We start from the raw sequence: 22,391 nt of genomic DNA on the forward strand, positions 1-22,391 counted from the left end.
CTTTTGCTTTTGCTTTTGCTTTTGCTTTTGCTTTTGCTTTTGCTTTTGCTTTTGCTTTTGCTTTTGCTTTTGCTTTTGCTTTTATTTCCGATTCAAAAATCTGTATTAATTTTTTATAAAACAATCTTTTTCTCATCTAGTTAGTAACTAAAACAATTAACTCCCATACCATTGATTTAAATCTAATCACTGGCAACAAAATAAAATACACTAACTATATAAAGTTAAAAACAAAACGGATGATGTGTTAATTATGAAAGCAGCAACTATAAAAACAAAAATTATAAACCCCATCACCTTAGCGGTATTTAGTACCAAGAGTTACGACAAAAGCAGTTTATCTTCGTCAGTGACAGATAACATAGCCATTACGTTTTTTGAAAGCCGTTTGACCTTAGATACGGCAAAACTTGCAGCGGGTTTTGATGCTATTTGTGTGTTTGTTAATGATGAGCTTAACCGTGACGTATTAACGGAATTAAAATCAATTGGCGTTAAGTACATAATGTTGCGCTGCGCTGGGTTTAATAACTTAGATTTAGCCGCTTGTAAGGAGTTGGGATTACGTTGTGCTCGTGTGCCCTCTTACAGTCCTGAAGCCGTTGCTGAACATACGGTTGCACTTATGATGACGCTTAATCGACGAGTGCATAAAGCGTATAACAGAACCAAAGAAGGTAATTTTAGTTTATCTGGCCTAATGGGTTTTAACATTTATGGTAAAACCGTAGGCATTATTGGCACCGGAAATATTGGTCTTGCCACCGCAAGAATAATGAAAGGCTTTGGCGCTCACGTTATTTCATACGACCCGTTTGAAAATAACCAAATGGCAGAATCTATTGGCTTTGAATACACTGAACTTAATACCCTATTAACTACATCCGACATCGTTAGTTTGCATTGTCCATTAACTAAAGAATCTCATCACCTTCTAAATGATGACTCTATCTCTACAATGAAAACTGGCGTGATGATCATTAATACTAGCCGAGGCGGACTTGTTGATACTCAGAGCCTGATCACAAATTTAAAATCAGGACAAATTGGTAACTTAGCGCTAGATGTATATGAGCAAGAGAGTGAGTTGTTTTTTGAAGATCATTCCAGTTCAATAATCCAAGATGATGTTTTACAACGTTTACTGAGCTTTCCAAACGTTATAATCACAGGACACCAAGGCTTTTTCACCGCTGAAGCGTTAGAGCAAATAGCAGTAACCACCATTAATAACCTTAACCTTTTTGCTGAAGGTAAGCTCAATAACAATGAGTTAAAATAAAAGAGTTTGAGCTAGGTTCAGCGGTGTTATTGACGCTTTAAAGACTAACTCGCGAGCTATGATTTACATAGTTCTTAAACTAGCCTTTATAATTTAAACTTTTGAATTTAACTTTTCAAGTGAATTACGAGGCCACCCACTTTAATTATAAGCTAAACTAAATTCGATTAGAGCAAGCTAATCGTTTTTTGGTTTTCTTTTGCTCTGGCTTTGCTTTTTCTTCCGCTTCAAAATATCTGTATTTAATATAACTTTTCTCAAATCAAGCGGGCATGGATGCCCATTGAGGAAAGGTTATCAGGGACGATTTTCTTTCCGTATTTGACGAGTAAAGTTATATTTAATACAAAGTGTATATTTTAGTACGGACGGCCTTTTTCGGTTACATTTTTGGGCTGTTGCAAAAAGGTAACTTGCCGAGGGGCGAAATAAGATCTATTGGATAAAACAGAGTTAGAGTTAAGAAAATATAATTATCTACAACTTAGCCTTTAGAGCTCTTGATCTAAAAAATAAAAACAAGCATGCGCCTTTTTGCTAAAAATAAGGCTAATCTAATTAACTGCAATTTTAAATAATTGAGTACCCACTTGTACGGCTGCGGAAGGATAATGCAGAATAATGGTGCCAGAACTTGGCGCTTTTACATCAACAATTGCATGCTTGGTGTCAAACTCTAACGAGTTTAATACTCTTGCGATCACTTGTCCTTTATTCACTTTATCGCCTGGTTTGGCTAAGTATTCAACCATTCCTGCATGTCTAGAAAATAGCGTTTTATAGTTTTTTAATAAAGTGGTTGTTATCTCAACAGGGGCAACACCAGTAAAGCCATCAATTAAGTTATTTTTTTGTAAATAATTTAATATTCCGGCGCTGTCTTCTTGAGCTTGAGTTAAGCAAATATTTTCTTGCGAGCCTAACTCCACAGTAAAAGCGCTAACTTCGTAGTTAATTGTCACGCCTTGTTTTGCCATTAATTCAGACAAATAGACCCAAGGCATAAAACTAGCTTCATCTAATGCGCCAGCAAATTGAGCTGGAATGGATAGAATATTTTCTATATTAAAGTCTTGCGCAGATGTTGCTAAGAACTCAGGACTGTATATATGCCGAGTAGAAGATGGTCCAGTATGTAAGTCCAATACTAAATCCGCATCAACAGCGAACTCTTGTAGCGTGGTATTTAAAAACTGAGCCGTGTTTACCCCCCAATCTTTATCTAATTTACTGGTTAAGCTTTGTTTTAAAAATGATTTAAAATCTGTAATTAGCTCAGATTCATCGTCATTTTTAAGTTTTTGTATTTGTTCAGCGGTAAGTAAAGCAACAAACTGCTCTATATCTTGAGGGTTGTAGTGATAAAAGCGATTCCAATTGTTGCCTGTGGTGGCGTCATACCGGCCTTGTAGATATTCCCCAGCACGTTGAGTACGACCAAACGGATTACAGTTTGGCACTAGGATAAACTCGGCGTTTAATGTTAAGTGTTTTAATTGTTCAATTAAACGAAAGATCACCGCACTACCCTGCATTTCAGCAGCGTGTACGGCACTTTGAATATAGACTTTTTTTAGATGTGTCTGGGAAGATGACTTAGTCGCATTCTTTGTTTCAATAGCCTGTTTTTCAACGACCTTTTTATCAAAAATGCGATAAACGGGAATGCCAATCTCTTGACCGGCAATATCCTGATTTAATGTGACTAAATCTTTTTCAACAACAAGCATAATGTTTCCTTACTTACAGTCACTATATAACTAGAAATTAAATGAATTTAAAGTTTAAACTGCAAACAAGTCGTCGTGGATTTGACGAACTATGTCCTTGGCGTTGTCTTGTTTCACTAGGAAGCAAACATTATGCTCACTTGCGCCATGACAAATCAAACGTAGTTGGTCATCTTCAAGCGAGGCAAAAATTCGTCCAGCTCCGCCTTGCTTACCATCGTTATGCTCAACATGATTACCAACAACTGCAATTAATGCTAAATCAGACTCAACATGAACGTCACAGAATGAATTTAAATCTTTTACACAAGCAGCCACTAAACCGGCAATTGGCGTATTAGCTGGGTTATCTATTGTCAAAGCAACGGATATTTCTGACGTGGTGATTAAATCAACCGACAATTTATGTTTTGCTAAAATAGCAAATACACGGGCTAAGAACCCCGTTGCATGCAGCATTTCAGGACTTTTCACGGTTAATAAGGTTTGTTCGTTTCTAAGTGCAACTGCTCTATAAGCTGGGCGAAAATCTACTTCTTTTGAAATCCAAGTGCCGCCAGCCTCAGGTTCTAAACTAGAGCCTACAAACACTTTAACGCCACTTCTTATTGCAGGAATTAGTGTTGCTGGGTGTAAGATTTTAGCGCCAAAAGTCGCCATTTCAGCAGCTTCATCAAAACTAATCTCTTTAATTGGGCGAGCCTTATCTGTAATACGAGGATCAGTTGTATAAATGCCCGTTACGTCTGTCCAAATTTGTAATGCAAATGCATCAACTGCTTCAGCAAATAGTGCAGCACTGTAATCTGAACCACCACGACCTAATGTTGTGGTATTACCAAAGTTATCTTGGCCAATAAAGCCTTGTGTAATAACGACTTTAGTTTTTAAAAGAGGTTTCAATAATGAACTAGCTTGTTTTCTTGTAGGCTCTAATTGAGGTTCAGCCTTAGAAAAAGAAGAATCAGTTTTTAATACCTGACGGCCATCAAATGCAACTGCACTCGCTTGACCTGAAACTTTATTGATCACTTCAGCAAACAACACACTGGACATCCGCTCACCAAATGAAAGCAACTCGTCTTTTAACTTAGTAGAGGTGATTAACAGTGGATGTAATGCAATTTCAGCTAACTGTTCTATTAACTGGCTAATAACATCTTGTGCTTTTACTGGACGACCAAGGTCATTTAAAATTGAATTTTGAATATTGCGAATTTGTTGTAATACGCTTTCTTTTTCGTTTGAACTTAAAACTTCATTACCTAATTTAACTAACAAATTAGTAACACCAGCAGAAGCCGAAACAACAACTAAGCGAATATCAGGATTATTTAGGATGATTTGGGCACAACGGCTCATTGCTTCAAAGTTAGCAACGCTGGTACCACCAAATTTGGCAACGATTGTAGAATTATTTATTGAAGACATTTAAGTCATTCCTTAATATTTTTTGAGTAACTATTAAGGGGAACACGGCATACATAGGACTGACTTATACTCTATCTAATTAGATAAATGAAAAAGAAAACTTTACATGCCAGAAGCTCTCCACCTTAGTAACATACATTTAAAAATGCGGGTTATTAAATCTTAGGTGACAACTGTAGGGATTCAGCCCAAACAGTCGGAAAGTTTAATTCTCAAATTTAAACCTTCCTCGGCGTTAGCTCCCATCATTGACCGTCTTAGAAATTTGAGTTTCTCGGATCAACTACCTGACTAACGCTCCTCTTCCGGTGCAGTTCAATTTATGAACTGCGGCTATATTATTAATATATAAAACAATGTTTATAAAATATAGCTTTGTAATAACTTACGTTAATTATTACGGACGCTATTAAACTAGAAATTAGAGTAATAAGTCAATAAATCATTTTATATAAAGCAAAAAAATTAACTTATATCTTATAACCAGTAAAAACACACATACTGTACGCTCTATTTGACCAATACTTTACCGCCGACAATCTTAATTGCTGGCACGCCACGTATCATGGTTTCGCGACCAAACTGGCTTTCACAATTAGGACAAACACCTAACGTTTCAGTGTAGTTTTTAGTGATCCGTTCAATAAAGCATTTTATCAAAGAGCCATTCCCGCCCTTTTTATATTGCAGTAACTTGTGTCTACATTTATTACAAAATACAGTCACTGATTTTGTTGGTGCTTTAGATCTTGGCTTAGCCATGATATCTGCCCATTATCATCATAAAAAAGACATAAAAAAACCGATGCTGTGGCATCGGTTTTTCATTCTATTAATCAAAATTACCTTGGTAATTAAGTATTAATCTTCAAATTCAGCGTTATGATAAACTTCTTGTACGTCTTCACAGTCGTTAAGCATGTCCATGAATTTTTCAAATACCACAACATCATCACCGGTAAGTGTTGTCATTGTTGTTGGAAGCCAAGAAATATCTTCTACGTCAAACTCAATACCTTCATATTCAGCTTGAAGTGCTGTTTTAACATTGTAGAACTCAGTATGAGGTGCATAAACAGAAACCTTACCATCTTCTACTTCAACGTCTGTAACATCAACGTCAGCCATCATTAGCGCTTCTAACACGGCTTCATCGTCGTCACCGTCAAATACAAACACAGCTAAATGATCAAACATGTGAGCCGCAGAGCCTTGGGCACCAATTTTAGAATTTGTTTTTGTAAAACAATTACGAACTTCCATAATTGTACGATTGTTGTTGTCTGTTAAACAATCAACAATAACCATACAGCTGCCAGGTCCAAAACCTTCATAACGCGCTGGTGAATAATCTTCACCGCCGCCGCCTGCTGCTTTATCTAATGCATTTTTGATAACATGAGCAGGTACTTGATCTTTTTTTGCACGGTCCATCAAGCTACGTAATGCTAGGTTACCGTCTGGATCACTACCACCGTTTTTAGCAACAACGTAAATTTCTTTACCATATTTAGAATATACTTTTGTTTTTGCATTAGCCGTTTTGGCCATTGAATCTTTACGGTTTTGGTATGCTCTGCCCATCTTAATCTCTTCTTTAATGTATTAACTTAAAAACATCAGTGATAAACACATAGGTCACTGATACTTTCTATAAAATAATAGGCCGTTAAATTAATCTATTTTGACAAAAATTTAAATCGAAAAATGTCATTATTTTAATATATGGCTTATTTAACAAGGGGGTGTCTTATTCTTGTGCAACTACAATCTTATATTGTTCGCCCGCAAGAGTAACTATATCGCCGTCTCTTACTTTTTTGCGCGTTTGTACTACTACTTTGCCATTTAAACGAACTTGTCCGTCTGCAATAACAAGTTTGGCATGACCGCCACTTTCAACTAAATTTTCAAATTTAAGAAATTTGTTTAGTTCTATATATTCAGTTGTGATCTCAACTAAGTTAATTTGGCTCATTAGGATTCCGTGAAACGTAATTTAGGTAATCGGCTTTGATTATACCAAGTGTATGTCCAAAGCTATCTAGGCAGACATTATACAGATATAACAATTTTGTTTTTGATTTATTCTGAGAATTTATTAGGCTATTTGAAAATAAAGCAGTAATTTAAGCTAAAACTGATATTGATATTGATATTGATATTTTATAGATGATATTAGAAAAGATTATATGAAATTTTGGAGCGAGTAACGAGGCTCGAACTCGTGACCTATACCTTGGCAAGGTATCGCTCTACCAGCTGAGCTATACTCGCATCACATATTAATAACTACTGGCGTGTTGTTATTAAATTTTATTCTCCTGAAAAATGGTGCCCGGAGACGGACTTGAACCGTCACGCCCTGTTGAGCGAGGGATTTTAAATCCCTTGTGTCTACCGATTCCACCACCCGGGCTAGCAGGAAGTTTTTTATAGTTGGTATCGTTGAACCAACTTTCCAATTAAAAATTGGAGCGAGTAACGAGGCTCGAACTCGTGACCTATACCTTGGCAAGGTATCGCTCTACCAGCTGAGCTATACTCGCAATTATGCATGTTACTGTGTTCTCAAGTTTGACCAATTCCAAATAAAATTTGGAGCGAGTAACGAGGCTCGAACTCGTGACCTATACCTTGGCAAGGTATCGCTCTACCAGCTGAGCTATACTCGCAAATTGGTGCCCGGAGACGGACTTGAACCGTCACGCCCTGTTGAGCGAGGGATTTTAAATCCCTTGTGTCTACCGATTCCACCACCCGGGCAAACACATTTGTACTACCAGAAATCTTGGAGGCGGGTCCCGGAGTCGAACCGAGGTCCACGGATTTGCAATCCGCTGCATAGCCACTCTGCCAACCCGCCTTACTTGATGCTCTACAAAGTAGCCATACCTTATAAAACAATCAAAAATTTGGAGCGAGTAACGAGGCTCGAACTCGTGACCTATACCTTGGCAAGGTATCGCTCTACCAGCTGAGCTATACTCGCAAATCTTGATTTCTGTTTGTCCTCTCAGACAACGAGGGGCATTCTACCTTTCTACCTTTGGGAGTCAACATGAAATTTAAATAAAAATGACATTTTCATACTGTTTGATGATTTTTTAGCTCTTAAGCTCAAAAATCAGTCTTTTTTCCCAGAGATATATGGCCAAGCTGCTTTAAAATAAATTAATAATGACCAAATTGTCAATGCAGTGGCTAAATATAAGAACACATAAGTTGCAACATCCAACATTGGACCTAGTAACCAGCCTTCAAATACCCAATATTCATTTGGACGCCATAATAATCCCATTAACGCTAACATTTGAACTGCAGTTTTATATTTGCCAACAGTACTAACCGCAACACCCGCCCTATTTCCCATTTCTGCCATCCATTCACGCAATGCAGAAACAGCTAATTCTCTACCAACAATAATAATGGCAGGAATAGTAACCCAAGGATTTGAATAATCATCGACAACAACAATAAATGCCACCGCTACCATAACTTTATCAGCCACAGGGTCAAAGAAAGCGCCAAAAGGAGTTGATTGGTCTAACTTGCGAGCTAAATAACCATCTAACGCGTCCGTTATTGATGCAACCCAAAATACAGCAAAAGTAACAAAATACTTCCAAGGATATATTTCTACTGGTAAATAATAGAAATAAACCATAACTGGTATTAAAAAGATCCGAAATGAAGTGAGTATGTTGGGAATATTCCACATAGGTTAAAAACTACTTATTTTATTATTTTGAATGTACATAAAAGGATGATGCCTATTTAATCTTTATCATGCAAGAAAGCATGTATTTCTATTGCTAATTGTTTACTAATTCCTGAAACTTTAGCAATCTGCTCAGATTTTGCGGCTTTAAGTCCTTGCAAGCCTCCAAAGTTTTTTAATAACATTTGACGACGTTTAGCACCAATTCCCGGAATATCTTGTAATACTGATGTAGTTTTTGCTTTTCCGCGCTTAGCTCTGTGTCCTGTAATTGCAAATCTGTGTGATTCATCACGAATAAATTGGATTAGATGTAATGCCGGAGAAGACTTTGGCATGTGAACTTCAATTTCACCGCCATTCATAAATAAAGTTTCCAAGCCGGGTTTTCTGCCCTCGCCTTTAGCAATACCTACAATGACTGGTGCTTTTTCTAATGGCCAATCAGCAAAAAAAGCTTCTGCTTTATTAAGTTGCCCTTTACCACCGTCAATAAACAAGATATCTGGTACTTTATTTACGTCTGTCACTTTTGCATAACGTTTATCTAATGCAAATGCCATTGCACCGTAATCATCGCCACCTTTGACTCCCTTAACGTTATAACGTCGGTATTCTGATTTAACAGGCCCTTCTGGACCAAATACCACACAAGATGCGATTGGATACTCGCCAAAGGTATGACTGATATCAAAACATTCCATGCGTTCAATTTTAGGCAGCTTTAAAAACTCTGACAGCTCTTTGTATTTTGAGCTCATAGCTCTGCCATCGGCTAACTTTGTAGCTAAATCTATATCTGCATTTTTTTGTGCTAATTGGTAATACTTATGTTTTTCACCACGCTGCGCGGTTACTAACTCCACTTTACTACCACGTACTAATTCTATCGCTTGGGCTAATTCTGGCAGGTTCTCTGTTAATTCCGGCACCACTATCGTTTTAGGAATATTTTGTCCGCCAATGGCATTTAAATAAAACTGCATAATGAACGAGGATATTATTTCACTAGGTTCAGAATTTGTTGGCACTTTAGGTGAATAGTTTTTACTGCCCAATACTTTTTGATCGCGTATATACAAGACATGAACAGAAGCCAAACCTTTATTACTGGAAAATGCTAGAACGTCTATTTCTTCTATATTACCGCTTACATTTTGCTGCTCGGTCACTTTTTGCAGTGTAGAGATTTGATCTCGATATAAGGCTGCATTTTCAAAATTTAATTGTTCGCTTGCCCGTTCCATATTGCCTATTAGATGATTGATCACATCTTGGCTTTTCCCAGACAAAAATTGTTTTACCAGATTAACTTGCTCATTGTAGTCTTCATCCGACACGTAACCTTCAATACACGGTGCTGAGCACCTTTTTAACTGATGTTGTAAGCAAGGCCTTGACCGAGCTTTATAAAAGGTATCTTCACATTGTCTAACTGGAAATACCTTTTGCATAATACGAAGACTTTCCCAAACTGCTCCGGCACTTGGAAACGGGCCAAAGTACTCACCTTTGTGACGTTTAGCGCCTCGGTGCATTGCAATTCTTGGGTGCCGGTGATCAGTCACTAAAATATATGGGTAGGACTTATCATCTCTTAATAAAATATTATATTTAGGTTGGAATTCTTTTATTAAGTTATTTTCAAGTATTAGCGCTTCCGTTTCTGAGCCTGTCACGGTTATTTCAATTGTGACTATTTGGGCGACTAATGCTTTGGTTTTAGTACTGTTAACTTCTTTTCTAAAATAGCTGGATAATCTGTTTTTTAGATTTTTAGCTTTGCCCACGTAAATAACTGTATTTGAGTCATCATACATACGATATACGCCGGGCTTAGACGTTACAGATTTTAAAAAGGATTGGTGATCAAAAGATGGAGTATTCATTTTATATTAATGGACAAGTTATAGCTTATCCATATCTAACATTCCGTACCGAATTGCCATATGAGTCAATTCAACATCATTACTAATGTTTAGTTTTTCAAACATGCGATATCGATAACTATTTATGGTTTTTGAGCTTAAACTTAATTGTTCAGCTATGCTTTGCACTTTTTCGCCTTTAGTGATCATTAGCATAATTTGTAGTTCACGCTCTGATAAAGACTCAAAAGGTTTGTCGTCTTTAACTCCATTAAATTGATTTAACGCAATTTGCTGAGCGATATCTGGTGCTATATATCGTTGACCTACATTAACGGCTTTAATTGCTGAGATCATCTCATCAGGACCGGTCATTTTAGTTAAAAAACCATGAGCGCCTATTTGCATAACTTTAGATGGAAAAGGGTCTTCGGCATGAACAGTCAAAATAATAATTTTGATATCTGGGCAGTAACGTAATATTTTCTTAGTGGCTTCTAATCCACCAATCCCCGGCATGTTCATGTCCATCAAAACGACGTCTGGTTCATTGGCTCGGCAAAATTGGAATGCAGCTTCACCAGTCGACTCTTCGCCAACGACTTTTAAACCACGAACATCATCGACTATGCGTTTAATGCCTGTTCTGACTAATTCGTGATCGTCTACTAATAAAACGTTGATCAATTAAGAAACTCCAAACCTATTTATCAAACGAAAGTAACATAATAATGTTACGCCGGAAATCTGTTTTTATGACTATAACTTTTTGCGTTAACTGACTGCATCATATTGATTTTCTGGTGCAGCATCAATAAATGCTGGTAATGAACGACAATGTTTTACAATTTTGACAATTTGCGGGTAAGACGTCATGTCTAATTTAAAGCGTTCTGCATTATAAACTTGTGGCACTAAACATATATCAGCCCATGTTGGGCTATCTCCAAAACAGAAAGGCCCAGAGGTTTTATCTAAGCTTTTTTCTAAGCTAGCAAAACCTATCCTCATCCAATGTAACATCCAATCAACTTTACCCTGTTCATCTCGCTGTAATTCAGCGGCCAGATGCTGCAAAACTCGTAAATTATTGAGCGGATGAATATCACATGCGATATCAAGTGCCATAGCACGACATAACATTTGTTGCTCTAAAGGCTTTGGTAATAATGCAACTTCTGGGTATTTTTGTTCCAAATACTCAAGTATTGCCATAGATTGGCTTAACGTAAAATCACCATCCACTAAGGTTGGCACTAATTCATTTGGGTTTAATGCTTGATAGTCTGGGCTGTGCTGCTCTCCGCCATTTTTAACTAAATGTACAGACTCATGTTCACAACTTAATTGCTTTAAATTAAGTGCAATTCTTACTCTGTAAGCGGCAGATGAGCGCCAATAGCCAAATAACGTCATACGTTAGACTTTTATGCTTTTTTTATTGATGTCGTATTCACGCAACTTGTTCGCGATTGCCGTATGGCTTAAACCTAATTTTTTAGCTAACAATCTTGAACTTGGATACGCTGGATATAATTTACGTAATAAGCCTGCTTCAAAGCGTTTAACAGCTTGATCTAATGAGCCTTCAAACTCTTTTTCTAAATAACCAAATTCATTAGTATAAGTTGGCAGTTCTAGTGTTTCTTTTTCAATAATGTCAGTATCTAATAAACTTATCGCTCGATAAATAGCGTTCTCAATTTGTCGAGTATTACCCGGCCACGGATAGTTTTGAATATAATCACTGCAGTTTTTAGATATCGTCGGTGCAGGTTTGCCTAATTCATTAGAAAAACGCTGCACAAAATGTTGTGCCAGTGGCAATATATCTTGTTTACGGTCTCGCAAAGGTGGAATTTGAATACTTAATACGTTAAGTCTGTAATATAAATCTTCTCTAAACAGTCCTTCATGTACCATATTTGCTAAGTCTTTTTGCGTGGCACAAATAACTCTAACATCAACGTGTACTTCATTTTCATCTGCGACCCGGCGGAATGTACCATTTTGTAAAAAGCGAATAAGTTTAGTTTGTAATTCGGTAGACATCTCACCGACTTCATCCAAAAATACCGTACCGCCAGCAGCTAGTTCAAAAATACCTCGTTTGCCCACTTCGTCAGCACCTGGGTAAGCATTAGGGCCGTAACCAAACAACTCACTTTCAGCTACGTTATCAGGTAAAGATGCGCAGCTTAATGCTAGGAATGAATGCTCTGAACGATCGCTTGCGTCATGACAGGCCCGAGCAATCAGTTCTTTGCCTGTGCCAGTTTCACCTTGGATAAGTATTGGCGCATCCAGTTGAGACATTTTTTTTGCTTCGCGGATAACGCGTCGCATACTGGTACTATTAGCTAATATATTTACAAAAGACTCGTTATTATCATCTCTAAAAGCATTAATTTGTTGACCTAAACGGGTATGCGATTTTAAATTAACAACCGCCCCCATTAGCTGAACCATGCCTTCTTCATCGGTAATATTAATCGGTAATACATCAGTAACAAATTCTTCATTATTACCGGTCAGCTTCAGTGTTTGCGCTAAAACTTCTTCACCTTCTAACCATTTAACAAAGTTAAAACCTTTTAACAAGCTTTGTAATGGCTGGCCTATAACTTCATCTTCACTTCTAGCTAAGTCAACTAACGCCGCTTGATTAGCAGTTAATATATTGCCTTTATTATCGATTGAAATAACACCATCTGGCAGAATTCTTAATAAAGTTACCAATTCATTATGTTCACGTTCGTAAGGCAAAAACTTTGTTGTTTTAACATCTGTGACACCATCGATACGTCTTATCGCAACCATAACCCGCTGAAATGATTCAAATTCAATTTGAGGAAAGGCGACATATAAACAACGAGAATTTTTATCAAATTCAATACCTTTTAAATCGATATCATATTCAACCAAATTATTTAATACTTCTTTGGCTAGACCGATACGGTCTTCGCAAGCTATTTGTAAACGCATATTTCGTCAATGCCCTTAATTGAAATTCAAAGTTAAACGCGAAAGATTGTAAACCTAAATGAACGGAATTGGCAGCTATTAAATTTAGAATTACTAAACAAATAATTTCAATAAAACAAATACCTTACTTTGTTGAAATTAGATCAATTAATTTATTGTTAAGCTGCATTTTTGGGTGGAAATCTTGGTGGAAACAGACCTAATTCCATAGCTTCTTTAACGAGCGCCATTAAGTCTGACTTTGACAACTCCATTAAATCGTCAATATTCTCAATCGTATAATACAAAGGTTGCATAATATCGATACGGTAAGGAGTTCTAAAAACATCGAGTAAATCCAGCCTATCTCGGCTCAGAACGTCCGAACCCAAAGCATACTCTGTCTCGCCAGGTGAAGATAAAATACCGCCACCGTAGATTCTAAGTTGGTCGCCCTTTTTCATTAAACCAAATTCTACCGTAAACCAATACAAACGAGCTAAATACACACGTTCTTCTTTGGTTGCAGCTAACCCTAATTGCCCGTACTTGTGAGTGAACTCAGAAAATGCAGGATTGGTTAACATGGCACAATGGCCAAAGATCTCGTGGAATATATCCGGCTCTTGCAAGTAATCGAACTCTTCACGGGTACGAATAAAGGTAGCGACTGGAAATTTCTTTTCAGCCAGCAATTTGAAAAATGATTCAAAGTTAATTAATGCAGGAACTTCAGCACATTGCCAGCCCGTTGTTTCCAATAAAACTTTGCTTACTTCGTGTAACTGCGGAATTCTATCCAGTGGTAAATTAAGCTTGTCTAAGCCAACAAAAAACTCATCGCAAGCTTTGCCTTTAATACACTCAAGCTGACGTTCAACAAGCTCTTGCCAAATACTATTTTCCTCGTCACTCCAATCAATATTGCCATTTTCGTCGGACTGTCTTGAGGTGTAACTTGATGATTTACTCATTACTTAAGCCTTACTTGTTACGTTTTCAATGTGTGCAAACGCTTGAGCTAAGTCAGCAATAATGTCGTCAGTGTGTTCTAGGCCAATAGAGACTCGAATAAGTCCGTCACTGATGCCAGCAGCCAAACGCTCTTCTTGTGTGTATGGCGAGTGTGTCATTGAAGCCGGATGCTGAATTAATGACTCTGCATCGCCAAGACTTACCGCCAATGAGAATAACTGCATTGAATTAATAAACTTACGTCCCGTATCTAAATTCCCTTTTAATTCAAAACCAATCACACCACCTGCGCCACGCATTTGGCTGTTTAGGAATTTATGACCTTGATGGCTTGGTAATCCAGGATAAAACACTTCTTTAACCATAGGGTGTTGGTGCAAATATTCCGCAACGGTTTGTGCACTTTTACAATGTCTTTCCATACGAATAGATAAGGTTTTTAGTCCTCTTAAAATCAACCACGCATCGTGCGGACTAATTGTCCCGCCAATGTCTTTTAGAATGGTAGATTTGATAACAGCTATATTTTCTTTTGACGACACAATAATACCAGCGACTACATCACCGTGACCGTTTAAGAACTTAGTGGCGCTGTGAATAATAATGTCGATACCAAAATCCACTGGCGTCTGCAGTATTGGAGACAAAAATGTATTATCAACAACTGACAAGATATTATGTTGTTGGCAAAAATCACCAATCATTTGTAAGTCCAACACCACTAAATTTGGATTAATTGGGGTTTCTGCAAACAGTAATTTGGTATTGGGTTTTAATGCAGCCGTTAACGCCTCTTTGTTTGCCATATCAACAAAGGTGACATCAATGCCAAACTTTTTAAATTGATGACTAAATAAAGCAAATGAACAGCCGTAAATAGCATGAGAGACAATCACATGGTCGCCAGCTTCAACAAAGCTTAATACCGCGCCAGATACAGCAGCCATACCCGTTGCTGTTGCTGCGGCGTCTTCCATTTTTTCTAACGCCGCCACTTTCAATTCAAGTTCGCGGGTGGTTGGATTACCTAAACGAGTATAAATATAACCTTCTTCTTCACCAGCAAAACGAGCTGCGCCCTGCTCTGCACTGTCAAATACAAAAGTTGACGTTTGATACAAAGGCGTAGTTAACGCACCTTTATGATCGCCCTTGCTTTTTCCAGCATGAATACAAAGTGTTTCTTGATTTAGTGCTTTATTATTATTTTTAATACTCATTCCAATACTCATTTAATACTATATTAGGGTCGTTGTTATTCATTAAATATTTATAAAATGAACAGATAACGTTATGGCTTGTATTATTCAGACCGCACTTTGCATAATTTTCTTTAGAGTTAATAATCTAAAGACACTATTAAGTTATTTTAATTCGTAAATATTTTTATACATCAAGGATGTATTGTTGGTTTTGTTGGTCGGGCTTGAGGTGTGATATTGATGTTTTAGGGAGCAATTTTAAGGGGGTTAGTTTAAGCGACATAAGTAAGCATTAAGTTAAACGACCGTTAGCGTTTAAAATTGTATTTGCTGATCTTGGTTAGAAATTATAATTTCTACACCTAAGTCATTTAGTTCATCAGCAAAGGCGTTAGCAAATATTTTACCTAACAGTGCCAAACATTTTGAATTAGAGGATATTTTTATATGTAATTATGTAACTAATTTGAGACGACTGCATTAAACATTGGGACGACTGAATTAAACATTGATATAGCAATACTATAGAATGTATTTTTGAACTTACAGACCAAGGCTTAAAAATAATTTTATGACGTTATTTAAAAAATCACTGCTGTTATTTAGCATTGCCAACTTAACAACATTTGCAAACGCAACTGTGTTACAAGAAACTCAGTTACTTGTTCAGCCTTCTCAAGTTGCCCTATCGCAAGAGAAACTTGATGCAGCAACAAAAGATAAAAAGTCTGAAAAGAAAGCAAAATCAGCGGATAAAAAAGACGCGAAAGATGACGCTAAGAAAGATAAAAAGAAAAAAGAAAAATTCAAACCTTATAAAGATATTGTCACAGACAAAGCAATAACATCCAAAGGCGTATTTACCACTCATCTTGTAGATAACAAAGTCTATTTTGAAATCCCTGCCGATCAATTTGGCCGTGAATTTGTTTGGCAAGTTAAAACATCTGGTACACAAGCTGGTAAAGGTGTGATTAGCGCAGATATTGGTCGTCAGTACGTTATATTTGAACGCCATGGTGATTATGTTTTATTACGTAACCGTAATTACTCTGTAGTAGCAGAAGATGGTTCAAGGGAATCATTGGTTGTTAAGAAAGCCTCAATTGACGGCGTAATTGCAAAATTCCCTATTACGACGTTTTCAACAGACAAAGCAAAGTCACCAGTAATCGACATCACTAAAGTGTATATGGGTGGCAGTAAAGAATTATTCCCAGATCCAAGAAATCCTAAAGCCGATAAGTTAAAACTTAATGATAAAACGGCATTGATCACCAAAGTTAAAGCGTTTGAAAAAAATATTGAAACAACAATATTGGCGCAATTTAATGGTAAAAAAGGAAATGAGACCAAAGAAATACGCCATTCTATTTTTGCATTACCAGACACACCAATGAAACCGCGTTTTTATGATAAACGTGTTGGTTATTTCTCAGCTAATTATTCAGACTACAGCTCAAATAAAAACAAATTAGATAAATTTAGTTTTATTAAACGCTGGCGCTTAGAAAAGAAAAATCCTGAGTTAGAAGTTAGTGAGCCTAAACAACCTATCGTTTGGTATATCGACAGAGGAACACCGCAAAAATTCGTAGAAGCGGTACGTGAAGGTATTGAATTTTGGCAACCAGCTTTTGAAGCGGCTGGCTTCAAAAATGCCATCATAGCTAAAATGGCACCGAGCGTAGAAGAAAATCCTGATTGGGATGCTGAAGATGCGCGTTACTCTGTTGTTCGTTGGGTTCCGTCAGGTATACCTAATGCAAATGGGCCACATGTAGCCGACCCTCGTTCAGGCGAAATCATCGAAGCGGATGTACGCATGTACCATAATGTTATCAAGTTACTTGAAGGCTGGTACTTTGCACAAGCAGGTGCAACCGACCCTAGAGCTAAAAAACTTCCTTTACCTAATGATGTAATGAGTGACTTAGTGCGCTTTGTAGTTGCCCATGAAGTTGGCCACTCAACAGGTTTACACCATAACTTTATTGGTAATAACTCTTATACTATTGAGCAATTGAGAGATCCTGAGTTTGTAAAAGAATTTGGTGTATCAGCCTCTATTATGGATTACGCTCGCTTTAACTATGTAATGCAGCCAGAAGACGGTGTATCACCAATTGATTATCACCCAGGTCCATACGACAAGTTTGTTATTGAATGGGGCTACAAAGAATTCAAAGGTGACCTTTCACCTAAAGAAGAAGCTCTTTTACTAAATAAAATTGCTGACCGCCAGTTAGATGATAAGCGATTACGTTGGGATGCATACTCAAAAGGAAGCAGATTGGACCCTCGTATTCTTACGGAAGCAATCGGTGATGATCCTGTAGAAGCAACTCGTTTAGGCCAGAAAAACAAACAACGTATTTTAGCGAATTTAATCGAAGCAACCAGCTTTGAACCTTCAAAGGGTTATGATGAATTAGATGAAGCTTACAAAACATTAGTTCAACAACATGCACGCGAACTTGGTCACGTAGCTAAAGCAGTTGGCGGTGTTATGTACAAGAATGAATTAACACAGCATCATCATGATAAAGACATCTTTGTCCCGTATCCAAAAGATAAACAAGAACGTGCAGTCGACTTCTTAATAGATAATGGTGTTGATTTACCAGCTTTTTGGAATGATAAACAGATCTTTAAACGCATCGGTTATGACAAGTTTGAAGAATATGGCAATAACATAATTAGACAAGCAGTTGGCGGCCCACTTGCGGCTCATCGTTTAGATTCACTAATTAAATTGCAAGCTGGTGGTCATGACGTGATGAATCCGGTAAAAACAATAAATAAGTTTGTTGATGCTATTTACGGTGATATTAAAGACCGTAGGCCTAAAGCGGATCAATATAGAGTCATGTTGCAAGATTACTTTGTAACTAAGTTGCTTAAAGATATGGCACCTGTGAAGCCTACACCAAACCGTGGACGCAACCGGGCACCAAAACTTTCAGCTAGTTTTATCGCGATGACTCGCGGTATTGCAAATGACCTAAAAGTTAAACTGCAAGCCGCTGCAAATAAACACGATGGTAACTTAAATGGCTACCGTTATGCAGGCCTTGCTGCGAAGTTAGCTGAAGGTTTAGAGCCAAAATTAACCATGAATAAATAAACCAATTACTTTCCTTAACTCATTGATTAAATGAACTTAAGGTGAGCTAGGTTTGTAGAAATACAGATACGGTTATTAAAAAATGAAAGCGAGTACCATGAAAATGGCACTTGCTTTTTTGTTGGCAATTTATTCAACACTCGTGTAGATCTCTCGAGCAGAGATATCACCGAAACTGGGATGTTTTATCAGATGTTCAGACAACAAAAATTAAAATTTAAGTCTGTTCAATAAAAGAGCTACGGGTACCCCTTACTCCTATAAAAATGACAGATAGTTACTTTTTCTGAAATATTTTATTAATCTTTTGGTTATACTGAAGAAAATACGTTTTTTGTCGATAATATCTACTACGCTATAAATAAATTTATAGATACTTCTAATTTAAGGATCACTATGCCAAGTATAAGGCCTACTTTATTAACACTATTATCTTCAATGTTACTGCTACTAACTGCTTTTCATGCCATTTCATCTGAAGAAAATATAAGTGCCATTGAAAAGCAAAGTACTTCCAACAATACTAAAATTATAAAGCCACTTACAGCTTCTGGGGAGCCGTTGATAAAAAGTAAAGTTAGTTTTGGTCTCACTACACTTTTCTCTGATGACGGTACCGTTGCAGGATCACGAGTTAGTTGGGATTATAAACCTGATACTAATGATGGATTTATCATGAATCTAGAATTAGAGTCCTTATCTAAATCCGGCCATTTAAAAAGCTTGGGGGTTGATGATAGCTTAAAAAACTTACGTTTCTCTTCTGGTTATCAATTTGAATTAAGTGATAACTTTAGTATTACACCAGCTTTAGGTATGACGATAAATACAAATATGAATGACATAAGCTCTGAAACATTCCATAAAGGAGATGCTCAAGCTAGAGCGAGTGTAAAACTAGCTTACCGCATATCCAATTCTTTTAGTGTTGCACTTGAAAGCGAATTTGGCTTTGACTCATCTGTCTTCAATGATACAAGTTCATACGGGATTGGTTTTAAATTCACTCCCCACTACATAATGCCTAAACTTGTTCTCCCTAAAAAAACACCAGCAATTTCATTACCTACACCGGATGTTGCTCCTATAGTTGATGTAGTTCCTACACCTGATGTAACTCCTGCTGCTGATTTAGCTCCTGCAGCCAGTACAGAAATAACAGAGTCTACAAGTACTAATTATAATGAACTGCCATTTACCATTCAAATTGCTGTATTTACAAATATTTCAGAAGCTAACGCTTATCTCAAAAACACCTTAATTATTCCTGAAGACGTTAGCATTCGTCAAACCAACGGTATTGTTAAACTGTATTATAAAGGCTTTGAAAGTGTAGCGTCGGCAAATGAAGCATTATCTGATTTGCAGTCAAAAGGCATAGCTGGCTTTGTAAATAATAGGCTTACGAAAGCGAGCGATGTTCAAGATATTATTGTTGGCCCATTTTATACGGTTCAGCTTGGAAGCTTTCTTAACATTAACTCTGCGACTCCTATAATTTCACAAATAGAAGAGTTAGAAAAAACAACATTTACTGAAAAATATGAAAACTTTATAAGACTTCATACTGGAAAATTTAATACTCAAGCTAAAGCTAAATCGGAAATGACCGCATTAAAAGGCTTTAATATTGATGGTTTTGTAATTAAAAAAAACAAGGCTCAATAAGTCATTAGGGCTTTAGGCTATGATTGGAGTAAATGAGATTTAAATTAAACATCATATTAATTCTGATAAACAAATATTGCTGTCCGTTTATCAGAATTTTTAATGATCAATTTATGCATGTGAAATAAACAAGAACAAGATTAGAGATTAATCCCTGACGAACCTCTCCTCAGAGAAGATCAAGCCAATGACAAATGGCTTCATTTGCCCTAACCCATTTTATTTTAAATAACGGTCAACTTAAGGTGGCTGGCCTTAGTGCCGTTAAAGTTAAACTGCAAGCAGCTGAAAAAAACACGATGGTAACTTAAATGGCTACCGTTATGCAGGTCTTGCTGCTAAGTTAGCAGAAGGTTTAGAGCCAAAGTTAACAGTGAACAAATAACTAGCCATTTAGATTAGCTCTAGTTAACCTATAAATATAGAACTCTGTTAATTTAAAGAATTAAAAAAAGCTCGTCATTCAATGTGAATGACGAGCTTTTTTTAAGTTTTATATATAACGCTCAATAGTGCTCAAAAATTGTTTACATCATCTTAAAATGAAGTGAATAACCCTGTTTGTTTTAGCCCCTGTTATATACCTACAACTTTTTTAATTTATCAGCTTCCATAGATAATTTTATTGACTTGTATACACAAAACAATGCCCATGGAATTGCTATCGCAAGTGACCCATTGACTATGTCAGCGTCTGCTAATAATGGATGTATCGATGCCGGATCATCATGACCAAACTTTGAAAAAAGAGCTAAAGCGATAACAATCATTGCTGGTGCGTCATATAACCCAAGATACATCAACTTCTTTTGAATAACTTTTAATCTATCATCAGCTTCTTGTTTTTCAATATTCATTTAAACTCCTTCCGTCTATAATTCGAAGTAACGCCCGCCTAATGCGCATTGCGCTGGCGGGCTTTTTGCGTTGTTTGCTAAAAGCGTGACTGCATCGCAATGTCGCTTTAAGGCGTTTGTTATGTGTTTTGTTCTGTTTCATACATTTTATTTATTCGTGGCTGAACAAACCAGATGCCCAAAGGGAAAAACCACATTAAGAAAAAAGTACCCGTAGAAGACTTATTAGAACCATTAACTTTATTTTCAAAAGTAACTAAGTTTTTACTTATAAAGTAAATGGAATAAAACATGAAATACATCGCAGCCATGTGGAGAATAAAAATGACTGGCGTAACTAATCCAAAGCTAGTGCCACTTGCTGAAGATATAAAAAATGCTTGGAATAACACCATATATACTGCACTGAACTTAATACCAAATTTGAACCTTGAAGCATTTGGCCTATCGCTTTCTGGAACAAGCTTATTTAACTCTGTACCAAGAGTCCAAAACCATAATATGTACAGAGCCATGAAAGCCAGCATGAGCAATGGCATAACTGTGAACATTACTTGATTATTTACATCGGAAGATGAAATTAAGGCATCCATTAGTAGAGATTGAAATCCAAATGGCAAAAGAACAATCAGTAGAAAGACTTGCCACGACTTCCATGTTAGAAAAAACTTCATTGATACTCCTTAAACACATAACAATTTAATATCGACCCAATGGGTCGTTTTTCTACCGACCATTGGGTAGTTTTTCTGACTATAGTAGAAACACAACTACAACTTCATATAAACACAGTTAATTAAGGAGGGACAAATACTTTTCTCAAATCCAGCAAGCCTTAAAACTCGATTGAGGAAAGTTTTTCACATCATGGATGATGGGATGTCCTAAATACAGGGATGTATTATTGAGGACGCTCATCATGGATGATGGGATGTCCTAAATACAGGGGTGTATCATTGAGGACGCAATTCATGGATGATGGTATATCACGGCAACTGGGAAGTTTTATTATATGATCAGAAGGCAAAAATTTAGACCATTTTAAAAAAACTACAAGTAAAAATAACCTTACGCCCATAAAAAAATGACCATAAAGGTCATTTTTATTAAGGGGATTAAAAGTTAAAGCTTATTAATTTCACGAGTTAAGGTGTATTCATTGGAAGTGACATAACTTTCCATTTCCTGCACTCTATTCTCTATATTATCAAACTGACGAACGATATCTTTTAATGCTTGTCTAGCTGGTTCACCGGCTTGCCAAACTTTAGTTTTTACTTCAACGCTTTGATCTATATCTTTTTCGTTGCTGAAACGTCCCCAGTGACCTTTATTTCTGTTTTTATCATTATAAATATTGTTAGGTGTCTTTTTATCTAAAATAAACCAACCAACTATATATGCTAAAAAAAAGAAACCACCTGATAAAATCAAACCACTGAACCAAATAATACGAACTAACCAAACTTCCACATTAATATATTCTGCAACGCCGGCACATACACCGGCTATTTTTCCCTGTTCAGGTATTCTATTTAATTGTTTTTTTTCTGGTTTTGTCATTTT

Annotated in this window: 18 protein-coding genes, 7 tRNA genes and 1 riboswitch; of the genes, 3 read left to right on the forward strand and 22 right to left on the reverse strand. The window is 36.7% G+C overall.

What is annotated here, in order from left to right; all coding sequences use genetic code 11:
* Positions 1 to 253 precede the first annotated feature (253 nt).
* Positions 254 to 1,282: a 2-hydroxyacid dehydrogenase gene (locus Q0940_RS09760; protein WP_299267672.1), complete on the forward strand. Its 1,029-nt coding sequence runs from the start codon at positions 254 to 256 to the stop codon at positions 1,280 to 1,282.
* Between the two features lie 554 nt (positions 1,283 to 1,836).
* On the opposite strand, the gene Q0940_RS09765 is transcribed toward Q0940_RS09760, so the two are convergent.
* The 19 genes from Q0940_RS09765 to megL all read right to left on the reverse strand — a co-directional run bounded on the left by Q0940_RS09765 (position 1,837) and on the right by megL (position 15,185).
* The gene (locus Q0940_RS09765) at positions 1,837 to 3,012 is read right to left on the reverse strand and encodes a succinylglutamate desuccinylase/aspartoacylase family protein (protein WP_299267675.1); all 1,176 of its coding nucleotides are present in this window, start codon (positions 3,010 to 3,012) and stop codon (positions 1,837 to 1,839) included.
* Between the two features lie 54 nt (positions 3,013 to 3,066).
* The gene (lysC, locus tag Q0940_RS09770; RefSeq protein WP_299267678.1) at positions 3,067 to 4,443 is read right to left on the reverse strand and encodes a lysine-sensitive aspartokinase 3; all 1,377 of its coding nucleotides are present in this window, start codon (positions 4,441 to 4,443) and stop codon (positions 3,067 to 3,069) included.
* 105 nt (positions 4,444 to 4,548) lie between these two features.
* A riboswitch (Lysine riboswitch) is annotated at positions 4,549 to 4,756 on the reverse strand.
* Positions 4,757 to 4,953: 197 nt separating this feature from the next.
* Complete coding sequence (locus tag Q0940_RS09775; protein ID WP_299267681.1) at positions 4,954 to 5,205, reverse strand: hypothetical protein; 252 nt, start codon at positions 5,203 to 5,205, stop codon at positions 4,954 to 4,956.
* Positions 5,206 to 5,304: 99 nt separating this feature from the next.
* Positions 5,305 to 6,027, reverse strand: a complete 723-nt coding sequence (locus tag Q0940_RS09780; protein ID WP_299267684.1) for a YebC/PmpR family DNA-binding transcriptional regulator — start codon at positions 6,025 to 6,027, stop codon at positions 5,305 to 5,307.
* 166 nt (positions 6,028 to 6,193) lie between these two features.
* Positions 6,194 to 6,421 (reverse strand): RNA-binding S4 domain-containing protein, encoded by a 228-nt coding sequence (locus tag Q0940_RS09785; protein WP_299267687.1) that lies wholly within the window; start codon positions 6,419 to 6,421, stop codon positions 6,194 to 6,196.
* Between the two features lie 223 nt (positions 6,422 to 6,644).
* Positions 6,645 to 6,720: transfer RNA gene (locus Q0940_RS09790), tRNA-Gly, on the reverse strand.
* 55 nt (positions 6,721 to 6,775) lie between these two features.
* A tRNA-Leu gene (locus Q0940_RS09795) sits at positions 6,776 to 6,862 on the reverse strand.
* A gap of 54 nt (positions 6,863 to 6,916) precedes the next feature.
* Positions 6,917 to 6,992 (reverse strand) — tRNA-Gly (locus Q0940_RS09800).
* Positions 6,993 to 7,042: 50 nt separating this feature from the next.
* Positions 7,043 to 7,118, reverse strand: a tRNA-Gly gene (locus Q0940_RS09805).
* Between the two features lie 4 nt (positions 7,119 to 7,122).
* A tRNA-Leu gene (locus Q0940_RS09810) sits at positions 7,123 to 7,209 on the reverse strand.
* Between the two features lie 26 nt (positions 7,210 to 7,235).
* Positions 7,236 to 7,309 (reverse strand) — tRNA-Cys (locus Q0940_RS09815).
* 50 nt (positions 7,310 to 7,359) lie between these two features.
* Positions 7,360 to 7,435, reverse strand: a tRNA-Gly gene (locus Q0940_RS09820).
* A 135-nt stretch (positions 7,436 to 7,570) separates the two neighbouring features.
* Entirely contained in the window at positions 7,571 to 8,164 is a 594-nt protein-coding gene (pgsA, locus tag Q0940_RS09825) for a CDP-diacylglycerol--glycerol-3-phosphate 3-phosphatidyltransferase (protein ID WP_299267690.1), read from the reverse strand.
* Positions 8,165 to 8,220: 56 nt separating this feature from the next.
* Positions 8,221 to 10,053 carry an excinuclease ABC subunit UvrC gene (uvrC, locus tag Q0940_RS09830; RefSeq protein ID WP_299267693.1) on the reverse strand — a complete coding sequence of 611 codons (1,833 nt, stop codon included), beginning with the start codon at positions 10,051 to 10,053 and terminating at the stop codon, positions 8,221 to 8,223.
* Between the two features lie 18 nt (positions 10,054 to 10,071).
* On the reverse strand, positions 10,072 to 10,719 hold the full coding sequence (gene uvrY, locus Q0940_RS09835; protein ID WP_299267695.1) for a UvrY/SirA/GacA family response regulator transcription factor: 648 nt from the start codon (positions 10,717 to 10,719) through the stop codon (positions 10,072 to 10,074).
* Between the two features lie 87 nt (positions 10,720 to 10,806).
* The gene (gene maiA, locus Q0940_RS09840; protein ID WP_299267697.1) at positions 10,807 to 11,448 is read right to left on the reverse strand and encodes a maleylacetoacetate isomerase; all 642 of its coding nucleotides are present in this window, start codon (positions 11,446 to 11,448) and stop codon (positions 10,807 to 10,809) included.
* A 3-nt stretch (positions 11,449 to 11,451) separates the two neighbouring features.
* Positions 11,452 to 13,017, reverse strand: a complete 1,566-nt coding sequence (tyrR, locus tag Q0940_RS09845) for a transcriptional regulator TyrR (protein ID WP_299267699.1) — start codon at positions 13,015 to 13,017, stop codon at positions 11,452 to 11,454.
* A 158-nt stretch (positions 13,018 to 13,175) separates the two neighbouring features.
* Complete coding sequence (gene phhA / locus Q0940_RS09850) at positions 13,176 to 13,970, reverse strand: phenylalanine 4-monooxygenase (protein WP_299267701.1); 795 nt, start codon at positions 13,968 to 13,970, stop codon at positions 13,176 to 13,178.
* A 3-nt stretch (positions 13,971 to 13,973) separates the two neighbouring features.
* Positions 13,974 to 15,185, reverse strand: coding sequence for a methionine gamma-lyase (megL, locus tag Q0940_RS09855; protein WP_299268009.1), 1,212 nt, complete (start codon positions 15,183 to 15,185; stop codon positions 13,974 to 13,976).
* Positions 15,186 to 15,744: 559 nt separating this feature from the next.
* On the opposite strand from megL, the gene Q0940_RS09860 reads away from it, so the two are divergent.
* Positions 15,745 to 18,300, forward strand: a complete 2,556-nt coding sequence (locus Q0940_RS09860; protein ID WP_299267702.1) for a zinc-dependent metalloprotease — start codon at positions 15,745 to 15,747, stop codon at positions 18,298 to 18,300.
* Between the two features lie 396 nt (positions 18,301 to 18,696).
* Positions 18,697 to 19,968, forward strand: a complete 1,272-nt coding sequence (locus tag Q0940_RS09865) for an SPOR domain-containing protein (protein WP_299267704.1) — start codon at positions 18,697 to 18,699, stop codon at positions 19,966 to 19,968.
* A gap of 584 nt (positions 19,969 to 20,552) precedes the next feature.
* Here Q0940_RS09865 and Q0940_RS09870 read toward each other — a convergent pair.
* From Q0940_RS09870 to pspC, 3 genes are all read right to left on the reverse strand, one after another.
* On the reverse strand, positions 20,553 to 20,825 hold the full coding sequence (locus Q0940_RS09870) for a hypothetical protein (protein WP_299267707.1): 273 nt from the start codon (positions 20,823 to 20,825) through the stop codon (positions 20,553 to 20,555).
* 119 nt (positions 20,826 to 20,944) lie between these two features.
* Entirely contained in the window at positions 20,945 to 21,499 is a 555-nt protein-coding gene (locus tag Q0940_RS09875; RefSeq protein ID WP_299267710.1) for a hypothetical protein, read from the reverse strand.
* A gap of 448 nt (positions 21,500 to 21,947) precedes the next feature.
* Positions 21,948 to 22,388: an envelope stress response membrane protein PspC gene (pspC, locus tag Q0940_RS09880; RefSeq protein ID WP_299267713.1), complete on the reverse strand. Its 441-nt coding sequence runs from the start codon at positions 22,386 to 22,388 to the stop codon at positions 21,948 to 21,950.
* Between the last annotated feature and the right edge of the window lie 3 nt (positions 22,389 to 22,391).

It is taken from the genome of uncultured Psychrosphaera sp. (assembly GCF_947500655.1).
In the GTDB taxonomy this organism is placed as follows: Bacteria; Pseudomonadota; Gammaproteobacteria; order Enterobacterales; family Alteromonadaceae; genus Psychrosphaera.

Bases quoted from the DNA above. Each gene is read 5' to 3' on its own strand.
- Q0940_RS09760 (WP_299267672.1), top strand. From the start codon at position 254: ATGAAAGCAGCAACTATAAAAACAAAAATTATAAACCCCATCACCTTA.
- Q0940_RS09765 (WP_299267675.1), bottom strand. From the start codon at position 3,012: ATGCTTGTTGTTGAAAAAGATTTAGTCACATTAAATCAGGATATTGCC.
- lysC (WP_299267678.1), bottom strand. From the start codon at position 4,443: ATGTCTTCAATAAATAATTCTACAATCGTTGCCAAATTTGGTGGTACC.
- Q0940_RS09775 (WP_299267681.1), bottom strand. From the start codon at position 5,205: ATGGCTAAGCCAAGATCTAAAGCACCAACAAAATCAGTGACTGTATTT.
- Q0940_RS09780 (WP_299267684.1), bottom strand. From the start codon at position 6,027: ATGGGCAGAGCATACCAAAACCGTAAAGATTCAATGGCCAAAACGGCT.
- Q0940_RS09785 (WP_299267687.1), bottom strand. From the start codon at position 6,421: ATGAGCCAAATTAACTTAGTTGAGATCACAACTGAATATATAGAACTA.
- pgsA (WP_299267690.1), bottom strand. From the start codon at position 8,164: ATGTGGAATATTCCCAACATACTCACTTCATTTCGGATCTTTTTAATA.
- uvrC (WP_299267693.1), bottom strand. From the start codon at position 10,053: ATGAATACTCCATCTTTTGATCACCAATCCTTTTTAAAATCTGTAACG.
- maiA (WP_299267697.1), bottom strand. From the start codon at position 11,448: ATGACGTTATTTGGCTATTGGCGCTCATCTGCCGCTTACAGAGTAAGA.
- tyrR (WP_299267699.1), bottom strand. From the start codon at position 13,017: ATGCGTTTACAAATAGCTTGCGAAGACCGTATCGGTCTAGCCAAAGAA.
- phhA (WP_299267701.1), bottom strand. From the start codon at position 13,970: ATGAGTAAATCATCAAGTTACACCTCAAGACAGTCCGACGAAAATGGC.
- Q0940_RS09860 (WP_299267702.1), top strand. From the start codon at position 15,745: ATGACGTTATTTAAAAAATCACTGCTGTTATTTAGCATTGCCAACTTA.
- Q0940_RS09865 (WP_299267704.1), top strand. From the start codon at position 18,697: ATGCCAAGTATAAGGCCTACTTTATTAACACTATTATCTTCAATGTTA.
- Q0940_RS09870 (WP_299267707.1), bottom strand. From the start codon at position 20,825: ATGAATATTGAAAAACAAGAAGCTGATGATAGATTAAAAGTTATTCAA.
- Q0940_RS09875 (WP_299267710.1), bottom strand. From the start codon at position 21,499: ATGAAGTTTTTTCTAACATGGAAGTCGTGGCAAGTCTTTCTACTGATT.
- pspC (WP_299267713.1), bottom strand. From the start codon at position 22,388: ATGACAAAACCAGAAAAAAAACAATTAAATAGAATACCTGAACAGGGA.